20 protein-coding genes and 1 tRNA gene are annotated in these 24,802 nt (G+C 67.3%); 11 read left to right on the top strand and 10 right to left on the bottom strand.

The window, feature by feature from the left end:
• Positions 1-505: 505 nt before the first annotated feature.
• Positions 506-1,132, top strand: a complete 627-nt coding sequence (locus tag ACQHI0_RS00755) for a transglycosylase SLT domain-containing protein (RefSeq protein ID WP_427906005.1) — start codon at positions 506-508, stop codon at positions 1,130-1,132.
• Between the two features lie 107 nt (positions 1,133-1,239).
• Complete coding sequence (locus ACQHI0_RS00750) at positions 1,240-1,584, top strand: hypothetical protein (RefSeq protein ID WP_427906004.1); 345 nt, start codon at positions 1,240-1,242, stop codon at positions 1,582-1,584.
• Positions 1,585-1,588: 4 nt separating this feature from the next.
• On the opposite strand, the gene ACQHI0_RS00745 is transcribed toward ACQHI0_RS00750, so the two are convergent.
• Positions 1,589-2,209 carry a LysE/ArgO family amino acid transporter gene (locus ACQHI0_RS00745; RefSeq protein ID WP_427906003.1) on the bottom strand — a complete coding sequence of 207 codons (621 nt, stop codon included), beginning with the start codon at positions 2,207-2,209 and terminating at the stop codon, positions 1,589-1,591.
• A gap of 71 nt (positions 2,210-2,280) precedes the next feature.
• On the opposite strand from ACQHI0_RS00745, the gene ACQHI0_RS00740 reads away from it, so the two are divergent.
• Positions 2,281-3,174 carry a LysR family transcriptional regulator ArgP gene (locus ACQHI0_RS00740; protein WP_427906002.1) on the top strand — a complete coding sequence of 298 codons (894 nt, stop codon included), beginning with the start codon at positions 2,281-2,283 and terminating at the stop codon, positions 3,172-3,174.
• Between the two features lie 3 nt (positions 3,175-3,177).
• Here the strand turns inward: ACQHI0_RS00740 and ACQHI0_RS00735 are convergent, their stop codons facing one another.
• The 3 genes from ACQHI0_RS00735 to ACQHI0_RS00725 are packed head-to-tail and all read right to left on the bottom strand — an operon-like array spanning position 3,178 to position 4,638.
• Positions 3,178-3,303: a hypothetical protein gene (locus tag ACQHI0_RS00735; RefSeq protein WP_427906001.1), complete on the bottom strand. Its 126-nt coding sequence runs from the start codon at positions 3,301-3,303 to the stop codon at positions 3,178-3,180.
• A gap of 17 nt (positions 3,304-3,320) precedes the next feature.
• Positions 3,321-4,127 (bottom strand): alpha/beta fold hydrolase, encoded by an 807-nt coding sequence (locus ACQHI0_RS00730; protein WP_427906000.1) that lies wholly within the window; start codon positions 4,125-4,127, stop codon positions 3,321-3,323.
• Between the two features lie 46 nt (positions 4,128-4,173).
• Complete coding sequence (locus tag ACQHI0_RS00725; RefSeq protein WP_427905999.1) at positions 4,174-4,638, bottom strand: MarR family winged helix-turn-helix transcriptional regulator; 465 nt, start codon at positions 4,636-4,638, stop codon at positions 4,174-4,176.
• Between the two features lie 66 nt (positions 4,639-4,704).
• On the opposite strand from ACQHI0_RS00725, the gene ACQHI0_RS00720 reads away from it, so the two are divergent.
• Positions 4,705-5,682 (top strand): pirin family protein, encoded by a 978-nt coding sequence (locus ACQHI0_RS00720; RefSeq protein WP_427905998.1) that lies wholly within the window; start codon positions 4,705-4,707, stop codon positions 5,680-5,682.
• Positions 5,683-5,816: 134 nt separating this feature from the next.
• Positions 5,817-6,113 (top strand): excalibur calcium-binding domain-containing protein, encoded by a 297-nt coding sequence (locus ACQHI0_RS00715; RefSeq protein WP_266298247.1) that lies wholly within the window; start codon positions 5,817-5,819, stop codon positions 6,111-6,113.
• A gap of 66 nt (positions 6,114-6,179) precedes the next feature.
• Here ACQHI0_RS00715 and ACQHI0_RS00710 read toward each other — a convergent pair whose 3' ends face one another.
• Positions 6,180-6,413: a DUF3618 domain-containing protein gene (locus ACQHI0_RS00710; RefSeq protein WP_427905997.1), complete on the bottom strand. Its 234-nt coding sequence runs from the start codon at positions 6,411-6,413 to the stop codon at positions 6,180-6,182.
• Positions 6,414-6,488: 75 nt separating this feature from the next.
• Here ACQHI0_RS00710 and bcp point away from each other — a divergent pair, with 75 nt between their 5' ends.
• The gene (gene bcp, locus ACQHI0_RS00705; RefSeq protein ID WP_427905996.1) at positions 6,489-6,962 is read left to right on the top strand and encodes a thioredoxin-dependent thiol peroxidase; all 474 of its coding nucleotides are present in this window, start codon (positions 6,489-6,491) and stop codon (positions 6,960-6,962) included.
• Here bcp and ACQHI0_RS00700 read toward each other — a convergent pair.
• Entirely contained in the window at positions 6,959-7,681 is a 723-nt protein-coding gene (locus tag ACQHI0_RS00700) for a TetR/AcrR family transcriptional regulator (RefSeq protein ID WP_427905995.1), read from the bottom strand. The genes bcp and ACQHI0_RS00700 overlap by 4 nt on opposite strands.
• 110 nt (positions 7,682-7,791) lie before the next feature.
• Between ACQHI0_RS00700 and ACQHI0_RS00695 the strand changes: the two genes are divergently transcribed.
• Together ACQHI0_RS00695 and ACQHI0_RS00690 are read left to right on the top strand one after the other, a co-directional pair.
• The gene (locus ACQHI0_RS00695; protein WP_427905994.1) at positions 7,792-8,754 is read left to right on the top strand and encodes an ATP-binding cassette domain-containing protein; all 963 of its coding nucleotides are present in this window, start codon (positions 7,792-7,794) and stop codon (positions 8,752-8,754) included.
• The gene (locus ACQHI0_RS00690; protein WP_427905993.1) at positions 8,751-9,518 is read left to right on the top strand and encodes an ABC transporter permease; all 768 of its coding nucleotides are present in this window, start codon (positions 8,751-8,753) and stop codon (positions 9,516-9,518) included. Before ACQHI0_RS00695 ends, ACQHI0_RS00690 begins: the two co-directional genes overlap by 4 nt.
• Before the next feature lie 48 nt (positions 9,519-9,566).
• Here the strand turns inward: ACQHI0_RS00690 and ACQHI0_RS00685 are convergent, their stop codons facing one another.
• Entirely contained in the window at positions 9,567-10,787 is a 1,221-nt protein-coding gene (locus ACQHI0_RS00685; RefSeq protein ID WP_427905992.1) for a hypothetical protein, read from the bottom strand.
• A gap of 320 nt (positions 10,788-11,107) precedes the next feature.
• On the opposite strand from ACQHI0_RS00685, the gene ACQHI0_RS00680 reads away from it, so the two are divergent.
• Positions 11,108-11,728, top strand: coding sequence for a TetR family transcriptional regulator (locus ACQHI0_RS00680; RefSeq protein WP_427909044.1), 621 nt, complete (start codon positions 11,108-11,110; stop codon positions 11,726-11,728).
• Positions 11,729-11,742: 14 nt separating this feature from the next.
• On the opposite strand, the gene ACQHI0_RS00675 is transcribed toward ACQHI0_RS00680, so the two are convergent.
• The gene (locus ACQHI0_RS00675) at positions 11,743-12,171 is read right to left on the bottom strand and encodes a holo-ACP synthase (RefSeq protein WP_427905991.1); all 429 of its coding nucleotides are present in this window, start codon (positions 12,169-12,171) and stop codon (positions 11,743-11,745) included.
• Between the two features lie 11 nt (positions 12,172-12,182).
• Positions 12,183-21,509, bottom strand: a complete 9,327-nt coding sequence (locus ACQHI0_RS00670) for a fatty acid synthase subunit beta domain-containing protein (protein ID WP_427905990.1) — start codon at positions 21,507-21,509, stop codon at positions 12,183-12,185.
• A 373-nt stretch (positions 21,510-21,882) separates the two neighbouring features.
• Here ACQHI0_RS00670 and ACQHI0_RS00665 point away from each other — a divergent pair.
• Together ACQHI0_RS00665 and ACQHI0_RS00660 are read left to right on the top strand one after the other, a co-directional pair.
• Positions 21,883-21,964 (top strand) — tRNA-Leu (locus ACQHI0_RS00665).
• A 368-nt stretch (positions 21,965-22,332) separates the two neighbouring features.
• Positions 22,333-23,523, top strand: coding sequence for a Fic family protein (locus tag ACQHI0_RS00660; protein ID WP_427905989.1), 1,191 nt, complete (start codon positions 22,333-22,335; stop codon positions 23,521-23,523).
• 306 nt (positions 23,524-23,829) lie between these two features.
• On the opposite strand, the gene ACQHI0_RS00655 is transcribed toward ACQHI0_RS00660, so the two are convergent.
• Positions 23,830-24,765: an NAD-dependent epimerase/dehydratase family protein gene (locus ACQHI0_RS00655; protein ID WP_427905988.1), complete on the bottom strand. Its 936-nt coding sequence runs from the start codon at positions 24,763-24,765 to the stop codon at positions 23,830-23,832.
• Positions 24,766-24,802 lie beyond the last annotated feature (37 nt).

The raw sequence follows: 24,802 nt of genomic DNA, 5'->3' as shown, positions 1-24,802 counted from the left end.
GCGCTCGAACGCTCAGCACCCGATTCAGACTCCCCCGAGCTGCGCAAACCCTCGTAAAACCCGATTCGGGCAAACTTTTTTTGTGACGGCGACCACGCAGTTCGGAGTTCTAAACCTCCTGCGTACATAACGATTCTGCAACCGCCCGGCAAGAAAACAAGATCGGCAGCGTTTGCCGTTCAAGTTCCGTTTACCTTGCGTTAACCAGTCGTGACCATTCTGTCATCAGGTCACAAACGGACCTGCGGTTTGGTTAGCCCGGAAGTATCCAACCTCCGATAGCACCGAACAGCGCGTGGTCTCCCCGCAGCCAGCTGTGGAGCACCGTGCGACGCCAGCGATGAACAGCCATCGAGCGTTCGTCCCCCGACAGTGTCGCACCTTCCCCATACAGACAGAAACAACGCATCGCCTGACCGGCGTGTACTCCCGTGCGCGCTGCGCGATCCATCGCGCCCTTTGCAGGGCCTGCGTCGCCAGACAGAGATGAAGGAACAGAAAAGACATGCTCAACAAAGACAAGCTCAGCACCGTTATCGGCCGTCGCTCGCGCCGTGAGGCGTTCACCGTGGCGGTCGCCGCGGTCGGCCTGGTCGCCGTAGCCGCGTCCTCCGCCGTCTCGTTCGCCGACGACAGCGTCCCCGAGCGTGCCGCCATGGTCGTCGAGCAGGCGGAGAACATCCCCGCTGCCGCCGCACCCGCCATCCAGGCCATCCCGGCACCGGCCCCCGCGCCGGAAGCCGTCCCCGCGCCTGCTCCCGAGGCCGTTCCCGCCCCGATGCCGGAACCCGCCCCCGCGCCGAAGGTCTACGAGAACAACCTCGACGGCTGGATCCGTGAGGCGCTCGACATCATGGCCGCCAAGGGCATCCCCGGCAGCTACGAGGGCATCCACCGCAACATCATGCGCGAGTCGACCGGCAACCCCCAGGCGATCAACCTCTGGGACTCCAACGCCGCGATGGGCATCCCCTCCAAGGGCCTGCTCCAGGTGATCGACCCCACCTTCGCGTCCTTCCACGTCGAGGGCACCCCCTTCGACGTCTGGAACCCGGTGTCCAACATCGTCGCGGCCTGCAACTACGCGGCCAACCGCTACGGCTCGATGGACAACGTCAACTCCGCCTACTGAGCGGACAAGGCGCGAAAGCGCCTCATAAGACCACCTGACGGGCGAACGCCCGCGCCCCGGTTATCGTGTCGACCGGAAGCGCGGGCGTTCGTCGTAGAATCGCCCTCGTGCCAGACAGCGCCGATCAGGCACCCGATCACGCGCATTCCGACGCGGCTACCGCCAGCCGCGTCGCCAAGGCCCGCCGCATGGCCGCCTACGCGTGGTCACGTGACATTCGCAGCGCCGAACTCCTGGCCCTGCCCGCCGCGACCCTGCGCAAGCTGGCCCGCGCCGCCGACACCAACCCACCGAGCACTGGCGAGACCTGGCAGGTGGTCGCCGACCTCCTCGACCAGAAGGACGCCTGGGCGGCCCGCAACCCCGAGCACTCCGGCGCGGTGCGCACGCACGCCGACGAGAAGCTGCTGTGGGTGAAACCGCCGGTCAAGCCATGGGCAGCGGAGTCCTAGCGGCTCAGGCGAGCAACAGCCCGACGGCCAGGACGAGCATGATCACCGCGATCAGCGAATCCAGGACCCGCCAGGCGATCGGGCGCGCGAAAAGCGGACCGAGCCGGCGCGCACCGTAGCCGAGGGCGACGAACCAGAGCACGCTGGCGAGCATGGCACCCGCGGCCAGGAACCAGCGGTCAGGCGACGCGTAGGTGCTGGCGAAGGACCCGAGCAGGACCAGCGTGTCGAGATACACGTGCGGATTGAGCCAGGTCAGCGCGAGACAGGTGAGAACGGACGCGCCGACGGCCACCGAGGCACCCGCCGCTTCGGCGATCAAAGCCGACGAACCGAGTGCGCGGCGAGCCGCCAGCAGCGCGTAGCCGATCAGAAACGCCGCCCCCGCGTACCGGGCAATGGTCAGCACCGCCGGAAACGACTCGACAACCCTCCCGAACCCGGCCACTCCCGCGCCGATCAGCACGATGTCGGACACCGCGCACACCGCGATCACCGGCAACACATGCTGCCCGCGCACGCCCTGGCGCAGCACGAAGGCGTTCTGGGCGCCGATGGCCACGATGAGCGAGAGGCCGAAGCCCAATCCGGAGAGGGCGGCCAGCGCCGCCGATGATGCCGTCACAGTATCGACGCTAAGAGATCGTCAATTTTCAGTCCAGCTAATGATTCTTCACAACCATTAGAGTTGCTTAGGTGGACCTCCAACTGGACCAACTGCGTGCTCTCAATGCTGTCCTCACCGAGGGCACCTTCGACGCGGCCGCACGCCGCCTCAACCTCACCCCGTCGGCGGTCAGCCAGCGAATCAAGGCGCTGGAGGAATCAGCCGGACGCGTGTTGGTGCAACGCTCGAAACCGGTGCGCCCCACCGAATCCGGGCTCGCCGTGCTGCGCCTGGCCCGGCAGGTGGAGTTGCTCGCGGGCGACACCGCGCGCGAACTCGGCGATGCCGACCGGCCCGCCGACCGGCCGATCCGCATCCCGATCGCCGTCAACGCCGACTCGCTCGAATCCTGGGTGATGCCCGCGCTCGCGAGCGTGCCCGTGGGCATCACCTTCGACCTGCATCGCGAGGACGAGGAACACACCACCCGGTTGCTGCGCGACGGCACGGTGACGGCCGCGATCACCGCGACCGCGACACCGGTCCAGGGCTGCACCGTGACCCCGCTCGGCGCGATGCGCTACCGCCCCACTGCGACACCACAATTCGTCCGCACCTGGTTTCCGGACGGCCCGACCCCGGCCGCCTACACCCACGCCCCCATCGTGCACTTCGATCGCAAGGACGATCTCCAATTCCGTCAGCTACGCCGCCGCGCTCGTCGCCAGGTCGACCCACCCGGTCACTACGTGCCGTCGTCGAGCGCGTTCGTCGACGCGGTACGACTCGGCCTCGGCTGGGGCATGCTGCCCGACCTGCATATCGAGAAAGACCGCACCGCAGGCACTTTGGTGAACATCGACGGGGACGCTCACATCGACGTCCCGCTGTACTGGCAGCAGTGGAAGCTGCACTCCCCCGCCCTCACCGCCGTCGCCACCGCGATCGCCGCGGCCGCGGCGTCAACTCTGATTACCCGCTGACGGTTATTCGGGGTCCGGGACCACGGACAGACCCCACATGTTGGCGCAGCTGGTACACACCCACGTCCCGTTCATCTCCTTGTAGATGTGCTTGTCATCGCAAGCGGGACAGTTCAGCCAGTCACCCATGAGCAGATCCTTGTGAATTAGCGAGCAGCGGAAAGGAATTCGATCAGTACGCGATTGACCTCATCGGGTCGCTCTAGATACCCGTAGTGCCCACACCGTTCGATCTCGGCATAGGTGGCCGTCGGGATCGCCTCGGCGACCTCCTGACAGAACCGCGGCGGCACCATCTGATCATCGGCGAACCCGACCACCAAACTGGGCACCGAGATCGCCCGGTAGGCCGCGCGCCGATCCTGCGACCGATCCATCCCCGCCTGCGCCCGCGTCCCGGGAGTTCCCTTCCCCGCGGTGAATTCGAAGATATCGAGCCACTCCTGCGCCTTGGCCGGATCGGCCAGGGTGTGCGGCGACAGATTCTGCATCGCCTTCACCGCGGCCGCGTACTCCGGCGGCAACTGAATCCCCTTGTCGTACAACGCCTGCTCGCCCTTGCTGAGGGTGCTCGTCACGGGATTCGGCCGCGCGGTGGCGGCGAACATCACGGCCTTGCGCAGCAGTTCCGGCCGAGCGAGCGCGAGTTCGGCGACGATCCGCGACCCCATCGAGGTACCGACCACATGCGCCGGCGCCCCGAGGTGCTCGATCAGCGCGGCGGTGTCCCCGACCAGCTGCGCCATGGTGATCCCGGCCGCCGACTCCGACGACGGCGCGATCCCCCGATTGTCGACGGTGGCAACGGCGAACCCCGCCTTGACCAGGGCGGGCACCTGATAGGTGCGCCAGACCCGACCAGGACTCCCGCTACCCATCACGAGCAGGACAAGTGGTCCCGAACCGGTGACGTCGTAGTTGAGCTGGATGCCGTTGAGAGCAGCGAGAGGCATAGCTCAACTTACCGCGACGGCAACCACGCACCGACCGCGACCATCGTCAACTCGGCGCAGCGCTACGGCTCTCGCTCGCCACGATCACCTTCTCCGCGAGCGAACGCAGCGCCGCGCTCTCCGCGTCTGTCATCCGGTCGACGAACAGCTCCCGCACCAATTCGACATGCTCGGGCGCGGCCTCGCGCAGCACCTGGCGGCCGGCGTCGGTCAGCGAGACGACGATTCCGCGGGCATCATCCTCGGCGGGCACTCGATCGACGAGTCCACGCGCCGCCATCCGGGCCAGTTGTTTGGACAATCTGGACTTGTCCCAGCAGACCTCGGCGGCCAGCTCCTTGGCCCGCAGACATCCGCCGGGCGCCGCCGACAGCGGGACCAACAGCTCGTAGTCGGGCATCGACAGTCCGTGTTCGCCCAGCCCGGCGGCCAGCACGGCGTCGAGTCGCTGACGCATGAGAATGTAGGACTGCCAGGTCTGCTGCTCTTCTTCGGACAACCATCGGGGCACGGGAATGATTCTAGGCCGTAGTTGGTTGACATGGAAACCAAACGAACAGCTTCCAGGAGGCACCCCATGCCAGCTATCACCGTCGACGACATCATGGTGCTGCCCCGGCTGCCGCGCCCCGATGTCACCGAGACCCAGCGCCCGGTGCGCCAGATCGTCATCGCCGCGCGCCAGCAGGAGGGCGCCGGATTCGAGGTGACCCGGCCGTTCCCCAGCGTCGACCTGCGCTCGGCCGACCCGTTCATCCTGCTCGACCAGATGGGCCCGGTGGCCTACGAGCCGTACGAGGCCAAGGGCGCACCGTGGCATCCTCACCGCGGTTTCGAGACCGTGACGTACATGCTCGACGGCACCATGGTCCACCACGATTCCCAAGGTGGTGGCGGCACCATCGGCGAGGGCGATACACAGTGGATGACCGCGGGCTCGGGCATGCTGCACGACGAACTGCCCGAGGAGAAGCTGGTGATCTCCGGCGGCACGTTCCACGGAATCCAGCTGTGGGTCAACCTGCCGCGCTCGAACAAGTTCGCCACCCCGCGCTACCAGGATCTGCGTGCGAGCGAACTGACGCTGGTCAGCTCACACGATGGTGGTGCGCTCGTGCGCCTCATCGCCGGTGAGTTCGCCGGCTTCGCCGGCCCCGGTTCCACCTACACCCCGATCGCCTACGCCCACGCCTCGCTCGTACCCGGCGCCCAGCTGGCGACACCGTGGCCCAAGGACTTCACCGCGATGGCCTATGTGCTGTCGGGCAGCGGCACGGTCGGCGTCGATCGCAGGCCGATCAGCGCCGGGCAGCTGGTGGTCTTCGGCAAAGGCGATGCCATCACGCTGACCGCCGATCGCACCCAGCACAGCTCCACCGGCGACCTCGAGGTCCTCTTGCTCGGCGGAACTCCGTTGCGCGAACCGGTGATTCAATACGGGCCGTTCGTGATGAACACTCGCGAGGAAATCATCGAGGCGATGGAGGATTTCAACGCGGGCCGAATGGGCACCATCCCGGCCGAACACCTGACCGGACGCAGGCTGGGTGAATAACCGACCGCGACTCGCGTCGAATCCTCGGGTCGCGTGCGGTTGACAATCGGTCGCCCCGTCACAAAGGTGGACGGGGCTACCGGCCACATCGTGGCCGTGACCACACCCGAACCGCAGCAGACATAGAGGAATTCATGAACGTTCGTCGGCTCACCGTCAGCCTTGCCGCCGTAGGGCTCGCCCTGATCGCCGCTCCCGTCGCCAGCGCCAACCCGTTCGCGGGCTCGGCGGGCACCGGATCGTCGAGCTTCGACTCCATTCTCGGCGCGACCGGCTCGGCCAACCTGGTCCAGTCCGGTTCCGCCGGTGGCGCGTTCCGCAGCTGCGACGACGCGATGGCCGCCGGCCGCGCGCCGCTGTTCCGCGGTGAGGCGGGCTACTCGCCGCACCTGGACCCCGACGGCGACGGCCTGGCCTGCCCCACGCAGTAACGACACAAAAAACACCCGATGTGACTCGTTGGCACATCGGGTGTTTTTATTGTCCAGCCAGCTGATTCAGCGGCGGAAGATCTTGATCAGGACCAGGCCGGCCACGAGGGCGCCCGCTCCGATCAGCGTGTATTTGACCTTCGGCTCGTTGAACTTGGCGACCACCATCGTCTTGGTGTCGTCCGCGATCCGTTGCGGATCCGCGCGCACCGCCAGTTCGTCGAGCGTGGTCGCCAACCGGGTACGCGCGATCTCGATCTCGCGTTCGATCCGGTCGGTGTCGTCCTTGGCCACCGTCACCTCCAGGTAAATGTCTGCTGCTCGTCACCGAGTCTATCCATGCGCCGTGTCGGACCGGTCGGTTACCGTGCGGTGGTGACCGACAACCAGCGCCTCTCCCCCGGAGACACCGCCCCCGAATTCACGCTGCCCGACGCCGACGGCAACGACGTGTCGCTCTCGGACTACCGCGGCCGCAAGGTGATCGTCTATTTCTACCCCGCCGCCAGCACGCCCGGCTGCACCAAGCAGGCCTGCGATTTCCGCGACAATCTGGCCGAGCTGGGCGGCGCCGGCCTCGACGTCGTCGGCATCTCGCCCGACAAGCCCGCCAAGCTGGCCAAGTTCCGCGACAACGAGGGCCTGACCTTCCCGCTGCTCTCGGACCCCGAGCGCGAGGTGCTCAAAGAATGGGGCGCCTTCGGCGAGAAGATGATGTACGGCAAGACCGTGACCGGTGTGATCCGCTCGACGTTCGTGGTCGACGAAAAGGGCAAGATCGAGGTCGCCCAGTACAACGTCCGGGCCACCGGGCACGTCGCCAAGCTGCGCCGCGATCTGTCGGTCTAGTCGCCGAACGTGGCGATGAAGACCTCGTAACCGTCCAGCAATCGAGCCAGGCCGAATTCGAAATCGGCTATCTCCCAGTCGATATCGTCATCGTCGAACGCGGCGCTGGAGAGGGCGGCCGACACCGAGGGAAAGCGCTGCGGGTCGAGCACCCTGGCCATCACCGAGGCGAAGTCGCCGCCCTCTTCCTCCTGGAGGTCCCGGAGGAAGCGCCGCTTACCGACCACGAACATCGACACGTTCAGCACCAGCTGCAGCTTGACCGGATCCGGCGCGCTCGCCTGCGCGAGCACCTGCAGCGCGGTTTCGAGCCAGGCCATATTGTTCGGCCCCATCGGCGGCCTGCTCAGCGGGATGTCCAACCACCACGAATGACGGCCCAGACGCTCGAACTCGGCGCGCGCCCACTGCTCGAGGCCCGTCCGCCACGGTGTCCCGGCGACGATCTCGGGGGGCGGGCCGACCACGCGATCCATCAGCAGGTCGACCAGCGTGTTCTTGCTGTCGACGTACCGGTACAGCGACATGGCCGTGAAGCCGAGCTGCTTGGCGACCCGGTTCATCGACAGCGCCGCGAAACCCTCCGCATCGGCCACTTCGGTCGCGGCGTCGAGGATCTGATCCAGGGTGAGCGCCCGTTTCGGCCCCCGGCCGCCGGGCTGTTCGCGGCCCCACATCAGCTCGACCGCTTTCGGTAGTGCCCTGTCGCCGGACGTCATCTGCCTCCTCTGCTCACGTCGACTGTAACCCGCGGGCTCTTGCGCTCAAGAACTGTTTAGCCTATAAACTGTGTTTATTACATAAACAGTTTCTCGATCGGAGCGAACTCATGACACCCGACCAACCGCCCGCCCTCTCGATCCGTCGATTGCACAAAGCCTTCGGTGCGCACGTCGTCCTGGACGACCTCGACTTGGACGTTCGCGCGGGGACCGTCTTCGCCCTGCTCGGGCCCAATGGCGCGGGCAAGACCACCCTGGTCCGCATCCTGGCCACCCTCTCCAAGCCCGATCGCGGCGACGTAGAACTCTTCGAACACGACCTGGCGAAAGCCCCCGATACGATCCGGCGGCTGATCGGCGTCACCGGCCAGAACTCCTCCGTCGACGGCGTCCTCACCGGCACCGAGAACCTGCGCCTCACCGGCAGGCTGCTGCACCTCGGCAAGGATGAGACCCGGCGACGCGGCGACGAACTCCTCGCCCGTTTCGACCTCGTCGACGCCGCTGACAAGCCGGTCGCCTCCTACTCGGGCGGCATGCGGCGCAGGCTCGACCTCGCGATGAGCCTGATGGGCAAGCCGCGCATGGTCTTCCTCGACGAGCCGACCACCGGCCTGGACCCACGGAGCAGGCGCGATCTGTGGTCCGCCATCAGGGAATTGGCGGCCGAGGGGACCACGATCCTGCTCACCACGCAGTACCTGGAGGAGGCCGATCAGCTCGCCGACCGGATCGCCGTGCTCGACGGCGGCCGGATCGTCGCCGACGGCACCCCGGCCGAACTCAAACGCCTGGTGCCGGGCGGACACATCCAGTTCCGCTTCACCGACCGTGGACTGCTGACCGCCGCGACACGTGCGCTCGACACGGCCGCGGGCGCCCATCCCGACCCCGACCAACTGACCTTGCAGGTGCCGTCCGACGGCAGCGCCATCGAGATCAAGCGGCTACTCGACCGTTTCGCCGAGCTCGATATCGCGATCGAGCAGTTGACCGTCCATACTCCTGACCTCGACGACGTGTTCTTCGCGTTGACCGGTCAGCCTGGCCGAACCGAGGTCGCGGCATGAACGCCACTCGTACCCTGCAGGATTCGGCCACGATGCTGGACCGCAATATCCGCCACACCCTGCGCAGTCCCGACAGCATGATCATGACGGTGGTGCTGCCGGTAATGATCCTGCTGATGTTCGTGTTCGTCTTCGGCGGCGCCATGGACGTGGGTCCCGGCGCCTACATCGACTACGTGGTACCCGGAATCATCCTGCTGTGTGCGAGTTTCGGCTCGTCCACGACAGCGATCGCGCTGTCCATCGACGTGGCCGAGGGCATCATCGACCGGTTCCGCACCATGGCCATCGCCCGGTCCGCGGTGCTCACCGGGCATGTCGCCGAGAGCGTGCTCCGCAACCTGATCACCTCGGCGATCGTGATCGGGGTGGCGGTAGTGCTCGGTTTCCGGCCGACCACCGATCCGCTGCGCTGGCTCGGCGTATTCGGCGTGCTCGCGATGTTCGTGTTCGCGCTGTCCTGGTTGGCCGCCGCGCTTGGCTTGGTCGCACGGAGTCCGGAGGCGGCCAACGGTTTCACGTTCGTGTTCATGTTCCTGCCGTATGTGAGTTCGGCGTTCGTGCCGACTTCGTCGATGCCGACGTGGCTGCACTGGTACGCCGAGAATCAGCCGGTGACCCCGGTGATCGAAACGTTGCGTGGGTTGCTGATGGGCACGCCGATCGGGAACAGCTGGATACTCGCGGTGCTGTGGTGTGCGGGCATCGGGCTCGTCGGCTACATCGCGGCGGGGACGCTGTTCCGGCGGCAGTCCAGCGTCTGAGAACGACGAAGGGGCAGCGCGTACGCTGCCCCTTCGTTGTTCAGCCGATCAGTCGGCGGACGCCGTGTGCGGGCCGTCCGGCACGGGCGCCTGCGCGGGCTGCATCCCGAGCGGAATACCGGTGCCGGGCAGGGTCGGCGCGGCGGCCGGAATCTGCGGAACCGCGGGCACAGCGGGTTCGAGCGGGAGCGGATCCTCCTGTGGTGCGTCGCCGTACAGCTGGGTCGGGTAGTCGAGGGGGAACTCACCCGGGTTCACCAGTTGCGGATTCGGCGACATCGTCTCGTACGGCGCGAGGGTCGACTCCTCGGCCGGGCTCACCTGCAACCCGCTGCCCGAGCCGACACCGCCACTCGAGCCGGTCTCGACCGAGGCGGCTTCATGTGTCTGGGGGGCTTGCGGAATCATCGGCGCCGACGCGACACCGGGCTCCGACGACACGGCGGTGTTGTCGACCGCGGGCGGGCCACTGTTCATCACCGCATACGAACCACCCGCGACGAGCCCGCCGGCGAGGACACTCGCCGCCGCGGCGACCATCGCGGTCCCCCGCTTGGACCGGGTGCCGACCGAGATCGGCACCACGACCGTGTCGCCGAGCGCGACCAGCGCGGCACCGGCGGCGGGCGCGAACGGCGCCAACCGGCAGGGCAGCACGGGCACCCCGAATCCGGCGACCGCGTCGCGCACGGCGGGCGCGTCCGCCGACGAACCGATCAGCACCACCGCACCGGGCTTCACCGACGCCGCCTCGAACTGGTCCCACGCCGCCGACACCCCCGCGCGCAAGGCATCAGGTGTCGGCGCGCCGGTTTGCGAGTAGGCGGCGAGAACGCGGTGGCGACCCGGGTCGATCAGCGTCATCGCCTGGTGGCCGGGCACTGCCTCGTAGACCAGCAGATTGTCGAATTCGTCGAGCCAGGTCATCGCACCGGCCACGAACAGGTGTGCCGACTTCGCCGAAACCAGCGAGGCGGTACCCCATTCGGTCTCCGCCAGGCGGGTGACGATCGCGCGTCGCTCATTCGCGTCGCGGTAACTCACTGCCACCCCGGCGATCTCGTGCTCGTCGTCGAGTTCGGCGGCTATCGCGTCCAGCGCGGAGTGCACCGCGGCCGCCATTTCGGCCTTTCCGTCGCCACCGGCACGGACGGTGCGCCGCAGCAGCATCCGATCCGTGAGGGTGACGCCCGAGTCCGCGAACGCCACCGCGTGCACGGCTCCCCGCTCGGTGCTGACGCCGAGGGTTACCACAGATCCTGCTGCCACAAGTCTTGCCCTTCCCCTGTGCGAAACGGTGCGGGACGGGACCGCACAGGGTCCGTCTCTTCGCGGTAGGTCTGGTGCGGCGTGAGCTGTCCAGCCGCGAATAAGCATGCAGATAGACGCACACTTATCTGATGATTCGTCACCGGTCAGGGCGTGGATGGGTCGGGATATGAGCCAGTTGTTGACACGCTGTCGACAGAGTCGTATCGCGGATGTGTGTATACCGCTAGCCTGGATGGGTGGAAGTACACGCGCAGGCCCGGTCACCGCAGAGCCGTCCGGACCCTGCGCTGGAGTTGCAGGACGACCCGCAGGAGTTGATGCCGCGCAAGCGGCCGACCCAGGAGCGCAGCAAGCGCAAATTCGACGCGCTGCTGGCCTCCTCGCGTGAACTGCTGACCGAGGTGGGATTCGAATCGTTCACCTGTGAAGAGGTCGCGCAACGCGCCGAGGTGCCGATCGGCACGCTGTACCAGTTCTTCGCCAACAAGTACGTGATCGTCTGCGAGCTCAATCGGCAAGACCTTGTTGCGGTTTCCCGTGAGCTGGCCGACTTCCACGGTGAAGTGCCCTCGCTGGACTGGTTGCGGCATATGAACCAGTTCGTCGACCACATGGCGAACCTGTGGACCACCGACCCGTCGCGGCGCGAGGTGTGGTTGGCGATGCAGTCGACCCCCTCCACCCGGGCGACGGGCGCGCTGCACGAGAAGGAATTCGCCGCGGTGGTCTCGCAGATGCTGCGGCCGCTGACACCGCGCACGCCGCGTGCCCGGCGCACGATGATGGCCGAGGTGCTGGTGCACGTCGTGTACTCGATGCTGAACTTCTCGGTGCAGGAAGATCAATCGAACACCGACGCCGTCGCCGAACTCAAGCGGCTGATGGTGGCGTACTTGCTTGTCGCGGAAAAAGAATCGCGAACCGCCGAAGAGCAGTAGCGGTTCGCGATTCCTCAGTTCCGGCCGTCGATCAGATCGGCCAGTTCACCCGGGTCTTCCAGCACCACCATCGCCGCGGCGGTGTCACCGTCGTGGGTCAGCGACAGGTGTACTCGCGCCCGGGGCAGGAATTCCGCGGCGAGGCCGTGCAATTTGATGCTTGGCCTGCCCCAGGCGTCATTGACCACTTCGATCAGTGGATACGGGTTGTCGCCGATCTGGGGACTGCGGGCGAAGCGAGACGATGCCCAGGCTTTGAGCACCGCCTCCTTCGCGGCCCAGCGTGCGGCGAAGCTGCGGGCCGGGTCGGTTTGCTTGCTCTGGCAGTAGCGACGTTCACCAGCGGTGAATGTCTCCCTGAGCATGGTCGACCCGGGCCGTTGCAGCTGTTCGGAGAACTCGGAGATGGTCACCAAGTCCAAGCCGATACCGAGAATCGTCACAAAGCGGCAGCCTACGACGCTTCGGTCGGCTGCGGGGCGATTTGCCCGGTGCCGCAACCCCATCCGCTCGCGCTGTAGACACCGTCGCTGTCGAGACGAGCCTGCGGCGAGAGCAGCATGTCGGCCTCGAGCTGACGGATCTGCTTGGCCGGCGTGCCATCGGCGCCCAGTCGACGATCGGCCGGCTTCTCGTACAGTGCCGACCCGCCGCACATGGCCTCGGCGAACCGCTGCCTGCCCGCGAGCTGACGCGTCTGCGCCCGCTCCTGGTACTCCGCCCGCGCGGCCGGTTCGATCGCGGCGAGGAACGCCTGCGGGTGAACCACCGCGAGCAGCCCGGATACGTGACCGAAGCCGAGCGAGGTCACCAGACCCGCCTTCAGGGCGAACTTCTCGCCGAAGCGCAGCGGCTCACGCGCCCACACCAAGTGCGGGTAGCCCGCCATCTTCTCGTCGACACAATCCAGGCTCCGGTTCGGCGGCACCACACCGTTTTCCAGCACCTGGCACAGGCCGATCAGCTGGAACGCCGCCGCGCCACCCTTGGCGTGGCCGGTGAGGCTCTTCTGCGATACCACGAACAGCGGTGCGCCCTCGGTGCGACCCAGCGCGCCCGCCAGCCGCTCGTGCAGCTCCGACTCGTTGGGATCGTTGGCCGCGGTGGAGGTGTCGTGCTTGGAGATCACCGCGATGTCGTCGGGGGTCACGCCGAGCTTGCGCAGCTCGGCCGCCAGTCGTGACTCACTGCCGCCTCGCCCCGCACCCAGCGCACCGAGACCCGGCGCCGGGATGGAGGTGTGCACGCCGTCGGCGAAGGACTGGGCGAAGGCGACGACGCCGAGCACCGGCAGCCCCATCTCCACGGCCACGTCACCGCGGGCCAGCAGCACGGTGCCGCCACCCTGCGATTCGACGAACCCGCCGCGGCGACGATCGTTGGCGCGGGAGAAGTAGCGGTCGCTGATTCCCTTGGCGCGCATGCTCGCCGAGTCAGCGGTGGCCGACATGTCACCGAAGCCGACGATGCCCTCGATACCCAGGTCGTCGAAGCCACCGGCGACCACGACCTCGGCCTTGCCGAGCCGGATCTTGTCGACGCCCTCCTCGACGGATACCGCCGCCGTGGCGCAGGCCGCGACCGGGTGCACCATGGCGCCGTAGCTGCCGACGTAGGACTGCACCACGTGCGCCAGGGCGACGTTGGGCAGTGCTTCCTGCAGGATGTCGTTCGGGCGCGGTTCGCCGAGCAGGTTGTCGACGTAGAGCGAGCGCATCGAGGACATGCCGCCCATGCCGGTGCCCTGGGTGTTGGCCACCAGACTCGGGTGCACCCAGCTCATCAGCTCGTCGGGGCTGAAGCCCGCGCCGACGAACGCGTCGACGGTGCAGACGATGTTCCACAGCGCGACCCGGTCGATCGAGGCGGCCATGTCGGCCGAGACGCCCCAGATGGTGGGATCCCAGCCGGTCGGGATCTGGCCGCCGACCACCCGGGAAAGCTTCGCCTTGCGCGGCACCCGGATCTCGGTGCCCGCCTTGCGAGTCACGGTCCAGTCGCCGGAGCCCTCGACCGGGGTGATCACCGTGTGCTCGGGATCGGCGGTGGCGAAGGCGCGTGCCTCGGCCTCGTTGGCGACGGTGAACGACAGATCCTGATCGAGGAACACCGAGGTGAGCAGCGGAGCCGCGTTGTCGAGCATGGCGCCGTCGTCTTCGTAGCGACGCACACCGCAGCGTTCGACGACGGTGTCGTGGTAGCGCTCCGCGACATCGGCTTCCGGCACGAAGTCGCCGGATTCGGTGTCGTACCAGCCGGGCTTGGGTTCGTTCTCCCAGCGGATCAGGCCGGTGGTCCAGGCCAGTTCGAGCACGCCGGCGGCCGACAGTTTGTCTTCGACCTCCATCTCGAAGCGGGTGCGCGAGGAGCCGTACGGGCCGAGCTCACCCGCACCGACGATGACGACCATGTCGCTCAGTTCCGCGGTCACCGGAGCCCAATCCGGCACGGGCAGTGCCGAACTCAGTGTGGGCGGGGCGGGCAGCGCGGCGATCGTCGCGGCGGTGGCGGCTTCTTCGATCTTCTCGGCAGCGGCCTCCTGCGCCTGCTTGGCGAGCGCGGGCAGGTCGAGCTTGGCGCGCGCCAGACCGCCGGTGAGGTCGATCTGCTGCGGGCCGGTGATCGTCACCTGACGGGCACGCGAGGTGCACCACTTGAGCAGTTCGTCGGCCATCTCGGCGGTCGACCAGGTGTGCACGCCCGCCTTCTCGACGGCCTCGACCATGGGGTCGTTGTGGCCCATCAGCCCGGTGCCGCGCACCCAGCCGATCAGCGCGTGCACCAGGGTGACGCGTTCGGCCCAGGACTTCTCGGCCTTCCACTTCAACACCACCGCGTCGAGGGCGGCCTTGGATTCGCCGTAGGCGCCGTCGCCGCCGAAGAGGCCGCGGTTGGGCGAACCGGGCAGCACCACATGCAGTTTCGCGTCCACGTCGTGGTCGGCGCCGAGGGCGGACAGGCCGCCGATCAGCCGTTCCACCGACCACAGCAGCACGCGCATTTCCATTTCGGCGCGGGCGCCCGCGTCGGCGAGGTCACCGGCGACGCGCGGAGCCGCGAAGGGCAGCAGCATCGTCGGGGTCATCGCGTCCTTGACCTTGATCTTGGCGCCGCCCGCGTTGTCGACCTGTTCGGTGCCGACCCACTCGATCAGCGCGTCGAGGTCCTGGTAGGAGGCCATATTGGCCGGGACCACCCACAGCGCCGCCCCGTGGCGGGCGTTGTCGCGGTAGAGCGAGCGGTAGAACCTCAGCCGCTCGTCGTTGAGGCCCGAGGTGGTGACCACCACGGTCGCGCCGCCGGAGAGGAGCTTGCCGGTGACCGCTGCCGCGATGGAGCCCTTACTGGCACCGGTGATCACGGCGAGGTCATCGGACCACAGGCCCGGCTCGGTGGTGTCGAGCGCGGTCTTCGCGATCTGCGCGTACACCCCGGCCAGCACCGAACGGGCCTCGTGCATGGCCCGCTGCCGCCACCAGTTCGCCTGGGCGGCAACAGCTTCACCGGCACCGGCGAAACCGTCGATCGACTGCTGCGCGGTGGTGGCGTCGTCGCCGAGCCACATCTTCGCGAGGTCTTCACGGGCGGTGGCCCACCGGTCGTCGATGAGTACGGCCTTGCGAGCATCGAACGCGGGTGCCACCAAACGTGGCCAGTCCGAACCCAATTCGGCCGAGACGAGGTCCGCGAGAGTGTCCGGAGTCGCCTCGGGTGCGCTGATCTTGTCGCTGAGGCCGAGCTGTTCGAGCACGACCCGGGCCGCGGTGGCGAGCACACCGTCGCGTCCGGTGATCTGCTCGGTGAACTCGCCGAGGGCCGCCGCGTCGACGGTGCCGCCTGCCGCGCCACCCGCCGAGGGCATCGAGACCGCGACGCCGCGCCGCGCCGCCACGGCCTGCACGGCCGCGTCGATGGCGGCGTCGACCGAGGCCGCGTCGCTGAGCGCACCGCCGACGAGACCACCGAGGTCGCCGCCGCGCACACTGGCACCTTCGCGGGTGCCGAGCGAGACCTCCGCGGTGACGTGGCTGGCCCAGCCGTCGCCGAGTTCCCAGACCTTCTTGACCCGGTCGCCGATGGCGGCGGGGCGCTTGCCCGAGGGGCCGAAGACCTTGCGCAGGTGGTCGCCGATGGCATCGGTGAGCACGGTGCCGAAGGGCTTGTACGTGCGAGCCAGACGTTCGACGGTGGCGGCGAGTGCGCCCATGTCGGCGTCGGCCGCACCGTCGATGGCACCGAGGGAGAGTTCGGCGCCGAGGTCGACGAGCAGTTGGTTGCGTCGCGAGGAGACGCCGTCGCAGAGGCCCTCGATGGTGTCGACCGGGCCGATCTGGTCCATGCGCAGCTTGGTCCACAGCGCGATGAGCACGCGGGTGGCGTCGGCGGCGCTGAAGGCGATGTCGTCGGGGCGCGGGCCGCCGGTCGCAACCGGAGCGGCGGCGGCGACGGGGGCTGCCGTCGGGGCGGCCTGGGTCTCGACCGGGGTCTCGTCGATGTCGTCGTCGACGGGGGCCGGATCGGTGTCGGTGGAGTAGACGACCGCCGCGTCACGTTCGACGTTGACGACCTCTACGGTCGCCCCGCCGAACGCGGGCAGCTTCAGCGTCTGCGAGGCCAGGTTCGCCACGGTCGGGGTGGCACCGAGGCCGATCTCGACGAACCGCTCGACGCCGAGGCCGCCGTGCGCGGTGTCGGTGAACAGCAGGTCCTGGGTCTCGATCCAGCGCACCGGGCTGGCGAACTGCCAGGCCAGCAGCTCGATCAGCACCACGCGGCACAGTTCGGCATCGCGCTGCGCCCAGCTGTCGAAGTCGGCCAGTACGGCCACCAGGGGCTCCGACGGCACGAGTTCGGCGATCTCGGTGAGGAATTCGCGATCCAGCGAGAAGGGACGCGGCACCAGATTCGGGATGTAGCGTCCGACCAGGACTTCCGGGTGCACCTCGGCGGGCAGCAGCTGCTCGAGCTTGTGCCGGAACTCCGGCACACCGTCGCGCAGCACCGAGGAGTGGAACGGTACGTCGATGCCGGGCACCAGGATGAAGGCACGCTTGCCACCGAATTCGGCACGGCGGCGGTCGATTTCGGTCTCGAGTGCCTCGAGCCCGGCGACCGTGCCCGCGATGGCGTACTGGGAGCCGCGCAGGTTCAGGTTCACCACCTCGAGGAATTCGCCGGTGGCCGCACCGATGCCGTTGACGAAGTCGATCACCTCGGCGTCGGGCAGCCCGATCTGCGACGGGCGGATGGCGGCCATCCGGTAGTCGCTGCGGCCCTGCGCATCACGCGGCACCAGCTCGTGCATGGCCGAGCCACGCTGGAACACCACCTCGAGCACGGCCTCCAGGGGCAGCACACCGGCGACGGCGGCGAGCGCGTTGTACTCACCGACCGAGTGACCGGCCAGCATCGCGCCTTCGACGAACGCGCCCGCTTCCCGCAGCTCGGCGACCTGGGCGACACCGAGGGTGGCCATGGCGACCTGGGTGAACTGGGTCAGGTGCAGCACACCGTCCGGGTGCCGGTGTTCGACACCGCGCGCCTTGAGGTAGGTCGGGTTGTCGCGCACCACCGCCAGGATCGAGAAACCGAGGGCTTCGCGGGTGTGCGCGTCGGCACGCTCCCACACCCGCTTGGCCGCCTTCGAGCGGGTCAGCGCGTCCAGACCCATCCCCTTGCGCTGGATGCCCTGGCCCGGGAAGGCGTACACGGTCTTCGGGGCGGCGGTGCGCCCGGTCGCGGTCATGACCAGGTCACCGTCGACGCGGCAGGAGACCTCGACGATCTCGGCGCCCGCGTCCACCGCGATCCGCTCCACCCGCACGTCCACGGTCGCGCCGGGGCGCACCATGCCGAGGAACCGGGTGGTCCATGCCGTGAGAGTGCGTGCGGGAACGGAACTTTCGGGATCCACCGCGACCACCGCGTGCTGAGCGGCGGCGGAGAGCCACATGCCGTGCACGATCGGGCTGCCGAGGCCGGCCAGCTTGGCGGCGGCGTCGGAGGTGTGGATCGGGTTGTGGTCGCCGGAGACCGCGGCGAAGGCGTGCATGGCGCGCGGGGCGGCCATCCGCACGTCACGACGACGGCGGCGCGGGGTGTCGGTGGCGGTGTCGGACACCGCACCGGCCGCGCGCGGCGGATCGGTGAGCTCGCCCGCGCCGTTGCGGCCGCGGATGGCGAAGCGTTCGACGAGGCGGGCGAGCGGGGTCGCGTCGAGGCCCTGATCGAGGATCAGGCCGACGTGCACGACCACCTCGACCACCCGGCCCATGTCGGTGTCGACTACGGCACCACCCTCGGCACGGACAACGAGAATGCTTGTCTCGGAGGGCAGTTCGCTCAGCAGGTCGATCTGGTGATCGAGGTGGACCAGGTCGAGCATGCCCTCGATGACGGAACCGCCGACCGGGGTGCGGGCCGCGCCGAGTACCGCGAACACCGCGGGCCAGCAGGCGCCGACGAGCACGTCGGGTGCGGTGCGACCGAGGGTGCTGAGGGTGTCGGGCAGGCCCGAGCCGGTAACGCCGGCATGGTCGGCGATCAGATCCGGCATCCACGCCAGATTGAGGTGTGCCACACCGGCTTTCACCTCGGGCAGCGACTTCCCGGCGGCCACGCCGAGCAGCGCCGACATGGCGGTTTCGGCGTCGGCCTCGGTGATCACCGGCGCGCCACCGGAGTACACACTCGCGGGCACGGTGATGCGGATCCGCACGGAGTCGCGGGCCAGCGGCACCGTCAGCTCCACGTAGCTGAATTCGCTTTCGGGACCAGTGGTTTCGGTCAGGGTGGCGCCGGTGCCGTGATGCACCGCACTCCCCTGCTCGAAGGTCCACTCCGAGATGTCACCGAGGCGGTGCACGGGGTTGACGGTGGTGCGACCGGCCCACTGCACGTCGGGGGCGGCGAGCACGGTGTCGATCGGTCCCGCCACCACGCCTGCCACGCGACGCGAGTCGACTGCCTCGGGGACGACACCGGCCCGGACCAGGCTGTACGCGGTGTCCTGTTCGAAGCGGTCGAGCAGTTCGCCGACCGGCTCGTCCACGCGGGTGATGCCGGCGACGGCGACGGTGCCGGGAATGACGCACACCTGATCGGCCGAGTAGCGCGGGTCATGGGCCTGCCACAGCGAATCCGAACGCCACCAGCGCCGCACGTCGGCGTCGACGACGGGAACGAAGTTCACCGGCTTGCCCGGTGTCTTGCACAGGGAGACGAAGAACGGCACGTCGGCCGGGTGCAGCACGGTGTCGGCGACACTCGGGTACTGCTTCTTCAGCGCGCAGAGTGCCTGCACCGGGTGTTCGAAGGCGTCGTCGTCGGCGAAGAGGGTTTCGATCTCGCCGCTGTCGGCCGGGTTGAGCCGGGATTCGGTGCGGCGCATCATCTCCGCGAAGCGGTCACGCCAGGTGATGTCGAGCCAGTCCGAGCGGGTGGCGTCGCGGATCGCGTCACCGATGTCGCTGCCGCAATCGAACGAGATCGGGACATCGCTCGAAACGGCCAGGGACACATAGCGTTCCAGCCACTGCTGGTAGGTCATCGTGGCGACATCGCCGAAGTAGGGTTTGGCGGTGGCGTCGAGCGCCGCGATGATCTCGGCGCGACGGCTCGCCACGGCGTCGGCATCGCCGGCGACCTCGTCGAGCAGGCGGCCGGTGCGCGAGGCGGCATTGTCGATCTCGTGGATGTCTGCGCCCAATTGGCTGCGCCCGGAGGCCATTCCACCGCTCGCGGTGCCCGCACCGACCCAGTCGGGGGTGCCGGGTGTGTCGACGAGCAGCTGCTTCACTTCGGGGGCGGTGGTGGCCTCCAGGGTCGCCATGGCCGCGGTGCCGACGAGCACGCCGTCCAGCGGCATCAGCGGGTAGCCGTGGACCGTGGACCAGGTGCCGGTGAGGTAGTCGGTGGCGCGCTCGGGGGTGCCGATGCCGCCACCGACGCAGATCACCACGTTGGCGTGGCCGCGCAGCTGGGCGTAGGTGGCCAGCAGCAGGTCGTCGAGGTCTTCCCAGGAGTGGTGCCCGCCTGCCTTGCCGCCTTCGATGTGCATGATCACCGGGTAGTCCGGGACGGCGTCGGCGATGCGCAGGACGGCCTTGATCTGGGCGACAGTGCCCGGCTTGAACGCGACGTGGCTGATGCCCGCCTCGGACAGCTCATCGATCAGCGCCGCGGCGTCATCGAGTTCGGGGATGCCCGCGGTGACGATCACGCCGTCGATCGGCGCACCCGCCGCCCGCGCCTTCTGCACCAGGCGCTTGCCGCCGAGCTGCAGCTTCCACAGGTAGGGATCGAGGAACAGCGAGTTGAACTGCACCGCGCGACCCGGCTGCAGCAGCTGACGCAGCTCGGTCATCCGGTCGGCGAAGATCTGCTCGGTGACCTGTCCGCCACCGGCCAGCTCGGCCCAGTGGCCCGCATTGGCCGCGGCCGCGACGATCTTCGCGTCGACAGTGGTCGGGGTCATGCCCGCGAGGAGGATCGGCGAGCGGCCGGTGAGCTTGGTGAACGCGGTCTCGACGACGATGCGGCCGTTGGGCAGACGCACCGGCTTCGGCGCGAACGCCGACCACGGCGTCGACGGCTCGGGTGCGGCGCCGGGGGTGACCAGGCTGCGCTGACCGGCGCGGGTGGCGGCGGCGATCACGCCGACACCGGTGCCCTTGAGCGAGCCGCCGGTCACCCGCGAGAGCAGGTCGCCGGGGCCGAGATCGAGGATCCACTGCGCGCCCGCGTCGACCACGGCGTCGACGGTGGCGACCCAGTCGATCGGGTCGACGAGCACCTGCTGAGTCAGGGCGGCGGCGAGGTCGGCGTCGAGCTCGCACTGGCGGGCCCAGCCCGCGACCAGGTCGACGGTCTCGGCCAGCGCCGGGTGGTGGAAGGCGACGTCGACGGTGATGTCCTCGAACACGGGCGCGAACACCGCGCCACCGCGGGCCTTGCTCTCACGCTCACGGGTCTGCTCGTCGTGCAGCTGCGCGCAACGCGTGCGCACTCGATCGATCTGCGCGGGCGCACCCGAGAGGACGACGCGCCTGCGTCCGTTGCGAATCGACACCACCGCGGCGATCGCGGGATCGACTCCCTCGGCGACCTCGGTGACGATCGCCCGCAACTGCTCCGGATCCACGTTCGACACCGCGACCATCGGCGAGCGCTCGCCCACCGGCATCAGTCCACGCCTGCGCGCCACGAGCCCCGCAGCGGCGCCGACGAGCTGGGCGATGGCAAGCAGCTCCGCGTCACGCGTGCCGCCCGCTTCGACCGCCGCCGCGGCGAACAGACCCTGCGAATGTCCGATGATCGCGACGGGCGCGTGCTCGGCCGGGTCGAGACCCTGCAGCCGCAGCGCCCTCGTCGCGGCGAGCTGCGCCAACAGCACGCCGGGCATGGAGACTGCCACCGAGCGCAGCACCGAGTCCGCGGGCGCCGACGACGGCTCCTCCGGCTCGTCGAGCTCGCTCTCGAGCACCCAGCCCATCGGGTCGAAGCCACCGGGGCGCACCACCAGCAGCTGGGTCGCGACCGGCTCGATCAGCACGGCCGCCTCATTGACCAGCGCGGTCAGCTCGGGCTCGAGCGCGCTGTCGCGCCCGATCTCCTCGAGCTCACGCAGCCACTGCGCACCCTGTCCGCCGAACGCCAACGCGTATCCCGCCCCGGTTCGCAGCTGCTCCAGCAGCGCCGCCCGGGCACCCCTCGCCGAGCCACGACCGTTGGTCTTCGTGGTCGCTTCCGTGCCGATTGCGGTGCTCTCGTTGATCGTCAAGACGCTCGACTTCCTTCTCCTGGCGTGTCGCCCACCGACGGCACGCACACGTTTCCGGCAGCCCCTCGGGCCTGTTGAGAGCCACAATCGCACAAAATCATGAGGAAAGCCTCACGTTTCCAGCCCAGCCGAGCCCTACTCCCGAGTATTTCCGTACGTACGTACCAAAACCTTCTGAAACATGACCCGCCCTCATGTTTGAACCCGCAGGTCCAACCCGTTACCCCAAGTCTCAAACATGAGTGCCCCTCATATTGAGGTTTATCGAATCGTTATAATCCCAGGTAGTGTTACCCACGAGTACGCCACGCCGCCCCAACGCTTCGCACAGCCCGATTCGCCCGGTAGAGTTTGGACGGTCGTACACATCCAAGCGCGAGTGGCGAAATTGGCAGACGCGCCAGATTTAGGTTCTGGTGTCCACGGACGTGGGGGTTCAAGTCCCCCCTCGCGCACAGATTCCTGGCTTTCGGGCCAGATCGGGGCTCCGGCGCCGGCGTGGTGATCGTCGGCGATCGAGCCACTCGTCCCGCCCCAGACCTCAGTCGCATGCGCGCGTATGCCGTGTTTGCTTCCCTGCTCACGTGCCTGCGTCGTGGTCGCGGCCGCCACGGAGCCAGCGAACCAACTCCGTAGAACGAGAGTGAATCCCTCAACGGACCTGGCTGGAGGGGCGCCGGTCAAGGACACCCCGCGAGAGCTCCTATGGGACTGCAACGGCGGAGACCAGCGTCGATGCCCACTGAATCACTTGTCTCAAAGTGACATGATGAAAGCAACCATGTCACTGAATTGCCTATAGAGTGACATGGTGGACCTCAGTATGTTCCTAAGCAGCGAATCTGGATCACTCGTCGACATCTGGGGCACAGATCCGGTCTTCGGCGATTGGAAGCACAAAGCGTTCGTCGCGGCACCACTCCCCGATGTCATGCCTGAGCTGAGCGTTCCCACCATTCTCGCAACGACCGCAGCGCGAGCGGCTCTGGCGGCACTCGACAGCACAGCCGCCCAGCTACCGAACCCGCAACTTCTCCGGCTTCCGACACTGCGTCGCGAAGCGCAGAGTACCTCTGCGCTGGAGGGAACCTACGCGCCGCTGGCCGAGGTGCTGACCGCCGACGAAGAGGCTCCGGCGACTGCCGAACTAACGGAAATCCTCAACTACGTACGCATGGCCAACTACGCGTTCTCCTGGATCTCCGACGACCGCCCAGTGACCACATCCCTGCTCAGCAGCCTGCAAGGCATCCTGATGCGAGCAACTTCGCTGGAGTCGGAGTCCGGCCGGCTCCGCGACCGGCAGGTCGTGATCGGTCGCAGAGCCGACGCGACCCCCGGGATGGCACCAGTGCACGCCGCTCGGTTCATTCCACCACCGCCCGATGACACCTTGAGTATCGGTGTCCAGGACCTCGTCGACTGGATCCGCAGAGACCACTCCGCCACGATCGATCCGGTCGTCGCGGCAGCGATGTCGCACTACCAGTTCGAGGCACTCCATCCCTTTCGCGACGGCAACGGCCGACTCGGTCGGCTATTGATCGTCATGCACCTCCAGCTCACCCAGGTACTGACCGAGCCGACGCTCACTGTCTCACCATGGTTCGAGGCGAGGCGCGACGATTACTACAACCGACTCCTCGCGGTCAGCACTCGAGGCGACTGGGACAGCTACATCCGATTCTTCGCTCAAGGTCTGCGAGAGGCCGCGGAATCGACTCGGCGCCAGATGATCGCCCTCGTCAAGGTCCAGGGCGAGTTGAAAGAAGTCGTGCGAAGATCGGCATTGCGCGCCGATAGCGCGCACACGTTGATCGATCTCGCCATCGCGAACCCGTCATTCACCGTGCGCCAAGTCGAGACCGAGCTCAAAATCTCGTACGGCCGAGCGAACAAGCTCGTCGGCCAGCTCATCGACCTGGGGATACTCCGAGTCGCGAACCCGAACACCTACAAGCGCCGCATCTATGCACCCCGCGTCCTCCAGGTGCTTACGCAGACGATTCCTTGAGGTCGGCCCATTGGCTTTTGGTCGTGGAGTTTGGTGTCGGTTGGTCGCGAATCTCGGCATCACTTGGGCGGCCTGCAGCCAGATTCTGGTCGCGAAATTGAACACCGCTCCGCCAGCGAGTCGGCCGAGCGGTGTTGTTGGTGTCGCGGCGCCATGAGCGGTGTTGTCGGTGGCCCGCCGTGCCGTTCAAGCGTGAGCTAGTTCACCTAGCCTCCACGCCAAGAATCACGATGTAGACCGACATCCGCAGGAACCCTTGATGACTTAGTCTCCGTTCAGGATGTGCCACCGCGTCGGGACAGCATGTCAGGTGTCTTGCTTAGCTAACTGATCGAAATGCGTCGATGGGGACGAACGAGTTGCCGCCCAGATTCGGCTCGCATCGTAGTAGTGATCCAGTCCTACCAGGTCGATCTCACGTTCAGACAAGCCTACATTTACACAATTCCGTCGAGCTTCTTCGAACCCGATACTGGATCTGGGTAATTCAAACGGATACGTTCGATTCGCGACTTCTCCGACATTCCGCATAGTCACTGGGTCTAGCTCGCACGCATGGTACAGATCATCGACAGGCTCGATGATAGTTGCGAGATCACAGAGAATACCGGCGAGATCATCCATAGAAATGACAGATATCTGACTCCCGCCGTCGTCGATCCATGCACCCAGACGGGTCAATATCGATGCCACACCGGGCAGAAACCATCGGTCACCCTTGCCGTACACAAAGCCGGGACGTACGACAATCCCACCGGCCCTGCGGATAATATGTTCGGCGGCCAGGCGGCTCTTGCTAACATGAGTTACGGGATTCGGAACAACTTCATTCTCTACAACTCCTCGATGCGGTCCGATTCCGTATACGCCGACTGTGCTGACATAGATGATTCTCGATATACCATATTGTGCAGCTACAGCCGCAACGTTCTCGGCGCCAATTCGATTGACAGCATCGGACTCTGCTGGAGCCCGTCCAGTATAAGAGGCTGCGTGAATGATCACATCCGCTTCGGATAGCGCACCGCGCAGACTGTCCTGATCACATATGTCTGCTGTTTCATAAAACGTCATATTCTTCGATATCGGCCTATTGCGAGCGACACCATAGTGCCGCAAACCGCGCAAGGACAATGCGCGCATTGTCGCGGAACCCACCATTCCGGTTGCACCAAGAACGGCTATTACGGGCACTCTACCGACTGCGCCGCCCCGTGGACCGACCGGCACTGATACTGTCATATCGATTTCACCGCTGTTTTCTCACGAGCACGAAGGG

Source organism: Nocardia sp. FBN12 (genome assembly GCF_050320175.1).
Taxonomy (GTDB): Bacteria; Actinomycetota; Actinomycetes; order Mycobacteriales; family Mycobacteriaceae; genus Nocardia.
The sequence above is the reverse complement of the archived record's forward strand: the minus strand, read 5'-3'. Positions and strand labels throughout refer to the sequence as shown.

Excerpts from the sequence above, each read along its gene's own strand:
- ACQHI0_RS00755 (WP_427906005.1), top strand. The coding sequence starts at position 506 with ATGCTCAACAAAGACAAGCTCAGCACCGTTATCGGCCGTCGCTCGCGC.
- ACQHI0_RS00735 (WP_427906001.1), bottom strand. The coding sequence starts at position 3,303 with ATGGGTGACTGGCTGAACTGTCCCGCTTGCGATGACAAGCACATCTAC.
- ACQHI0_RS00730 (WP_427906000.1), bottom strand. The coding sequence starts at position 4,127 with ATGCCTCTCGCTGCTCTCAACGGCATCCAGCTCAACTACGACGTCACC.
- ACQHI0_RS00720 (WP_427905998.1), top strand. The coding sequence starts at position 4,705 with ATGCCAGCTATCACCGTCGACGACATCATGGTGCTGCCCCGGCTGCCG.
- ACQHI0_RS00715 (WP_266298247.1), top strand. The coding sequence starts at position 5,817 with ATGAACGTTCGTCGGCTCACCGTCAGCCTTGCCGCCGTAGGGCTCGCC.
- ACQHI0_RS00700 (WP_427905995.1), bottom strand. The coding sequence starts at position 7,681 with ATGACGTCCGGCGACAGGGCACTACCGAAAGCGGTCGAGCTGATGTGG.
- ACQHI0_RS00695 (WP_427905994.1), top strand. The coding sequence starts at position 7,792 with ATGACACCCGACCAACCGCCCGCCCTCTCGATCCGTCGATTGCACAAA.
- ACQHI0_RS00690 (WP_427905993.1), top strand. The coding sequence starts at position 8,751 with ATGAACGCCACTCGTACCCTGCAGGATTCGGCCACGATGCTGGACCGC.
- ACQHI0_RS00680 (WP_427909044.1), top strand. The coding sequence starts at position 11,108 with ATGCCGCGCAAGCGGCCGACCCAGGAGCGCAGCAAGCGCAAATTCGAC.
- ACQHI0_RS00660 (WP_427905989.1), top strand. The coding sequence starts at position 22,333 with ATGTTCCTAAGCAGCGAATCTGGATCACTCGTCGACATCTGGGGCACA.
- ACQHI0_RS00655 (WP_427905988.1), bottom strand. The coding sequence starts at position 24,765 with ATGACAGTATCAGTGCCGGTCGGTCCACGGGGCGGCGCAGTCGGTAGA.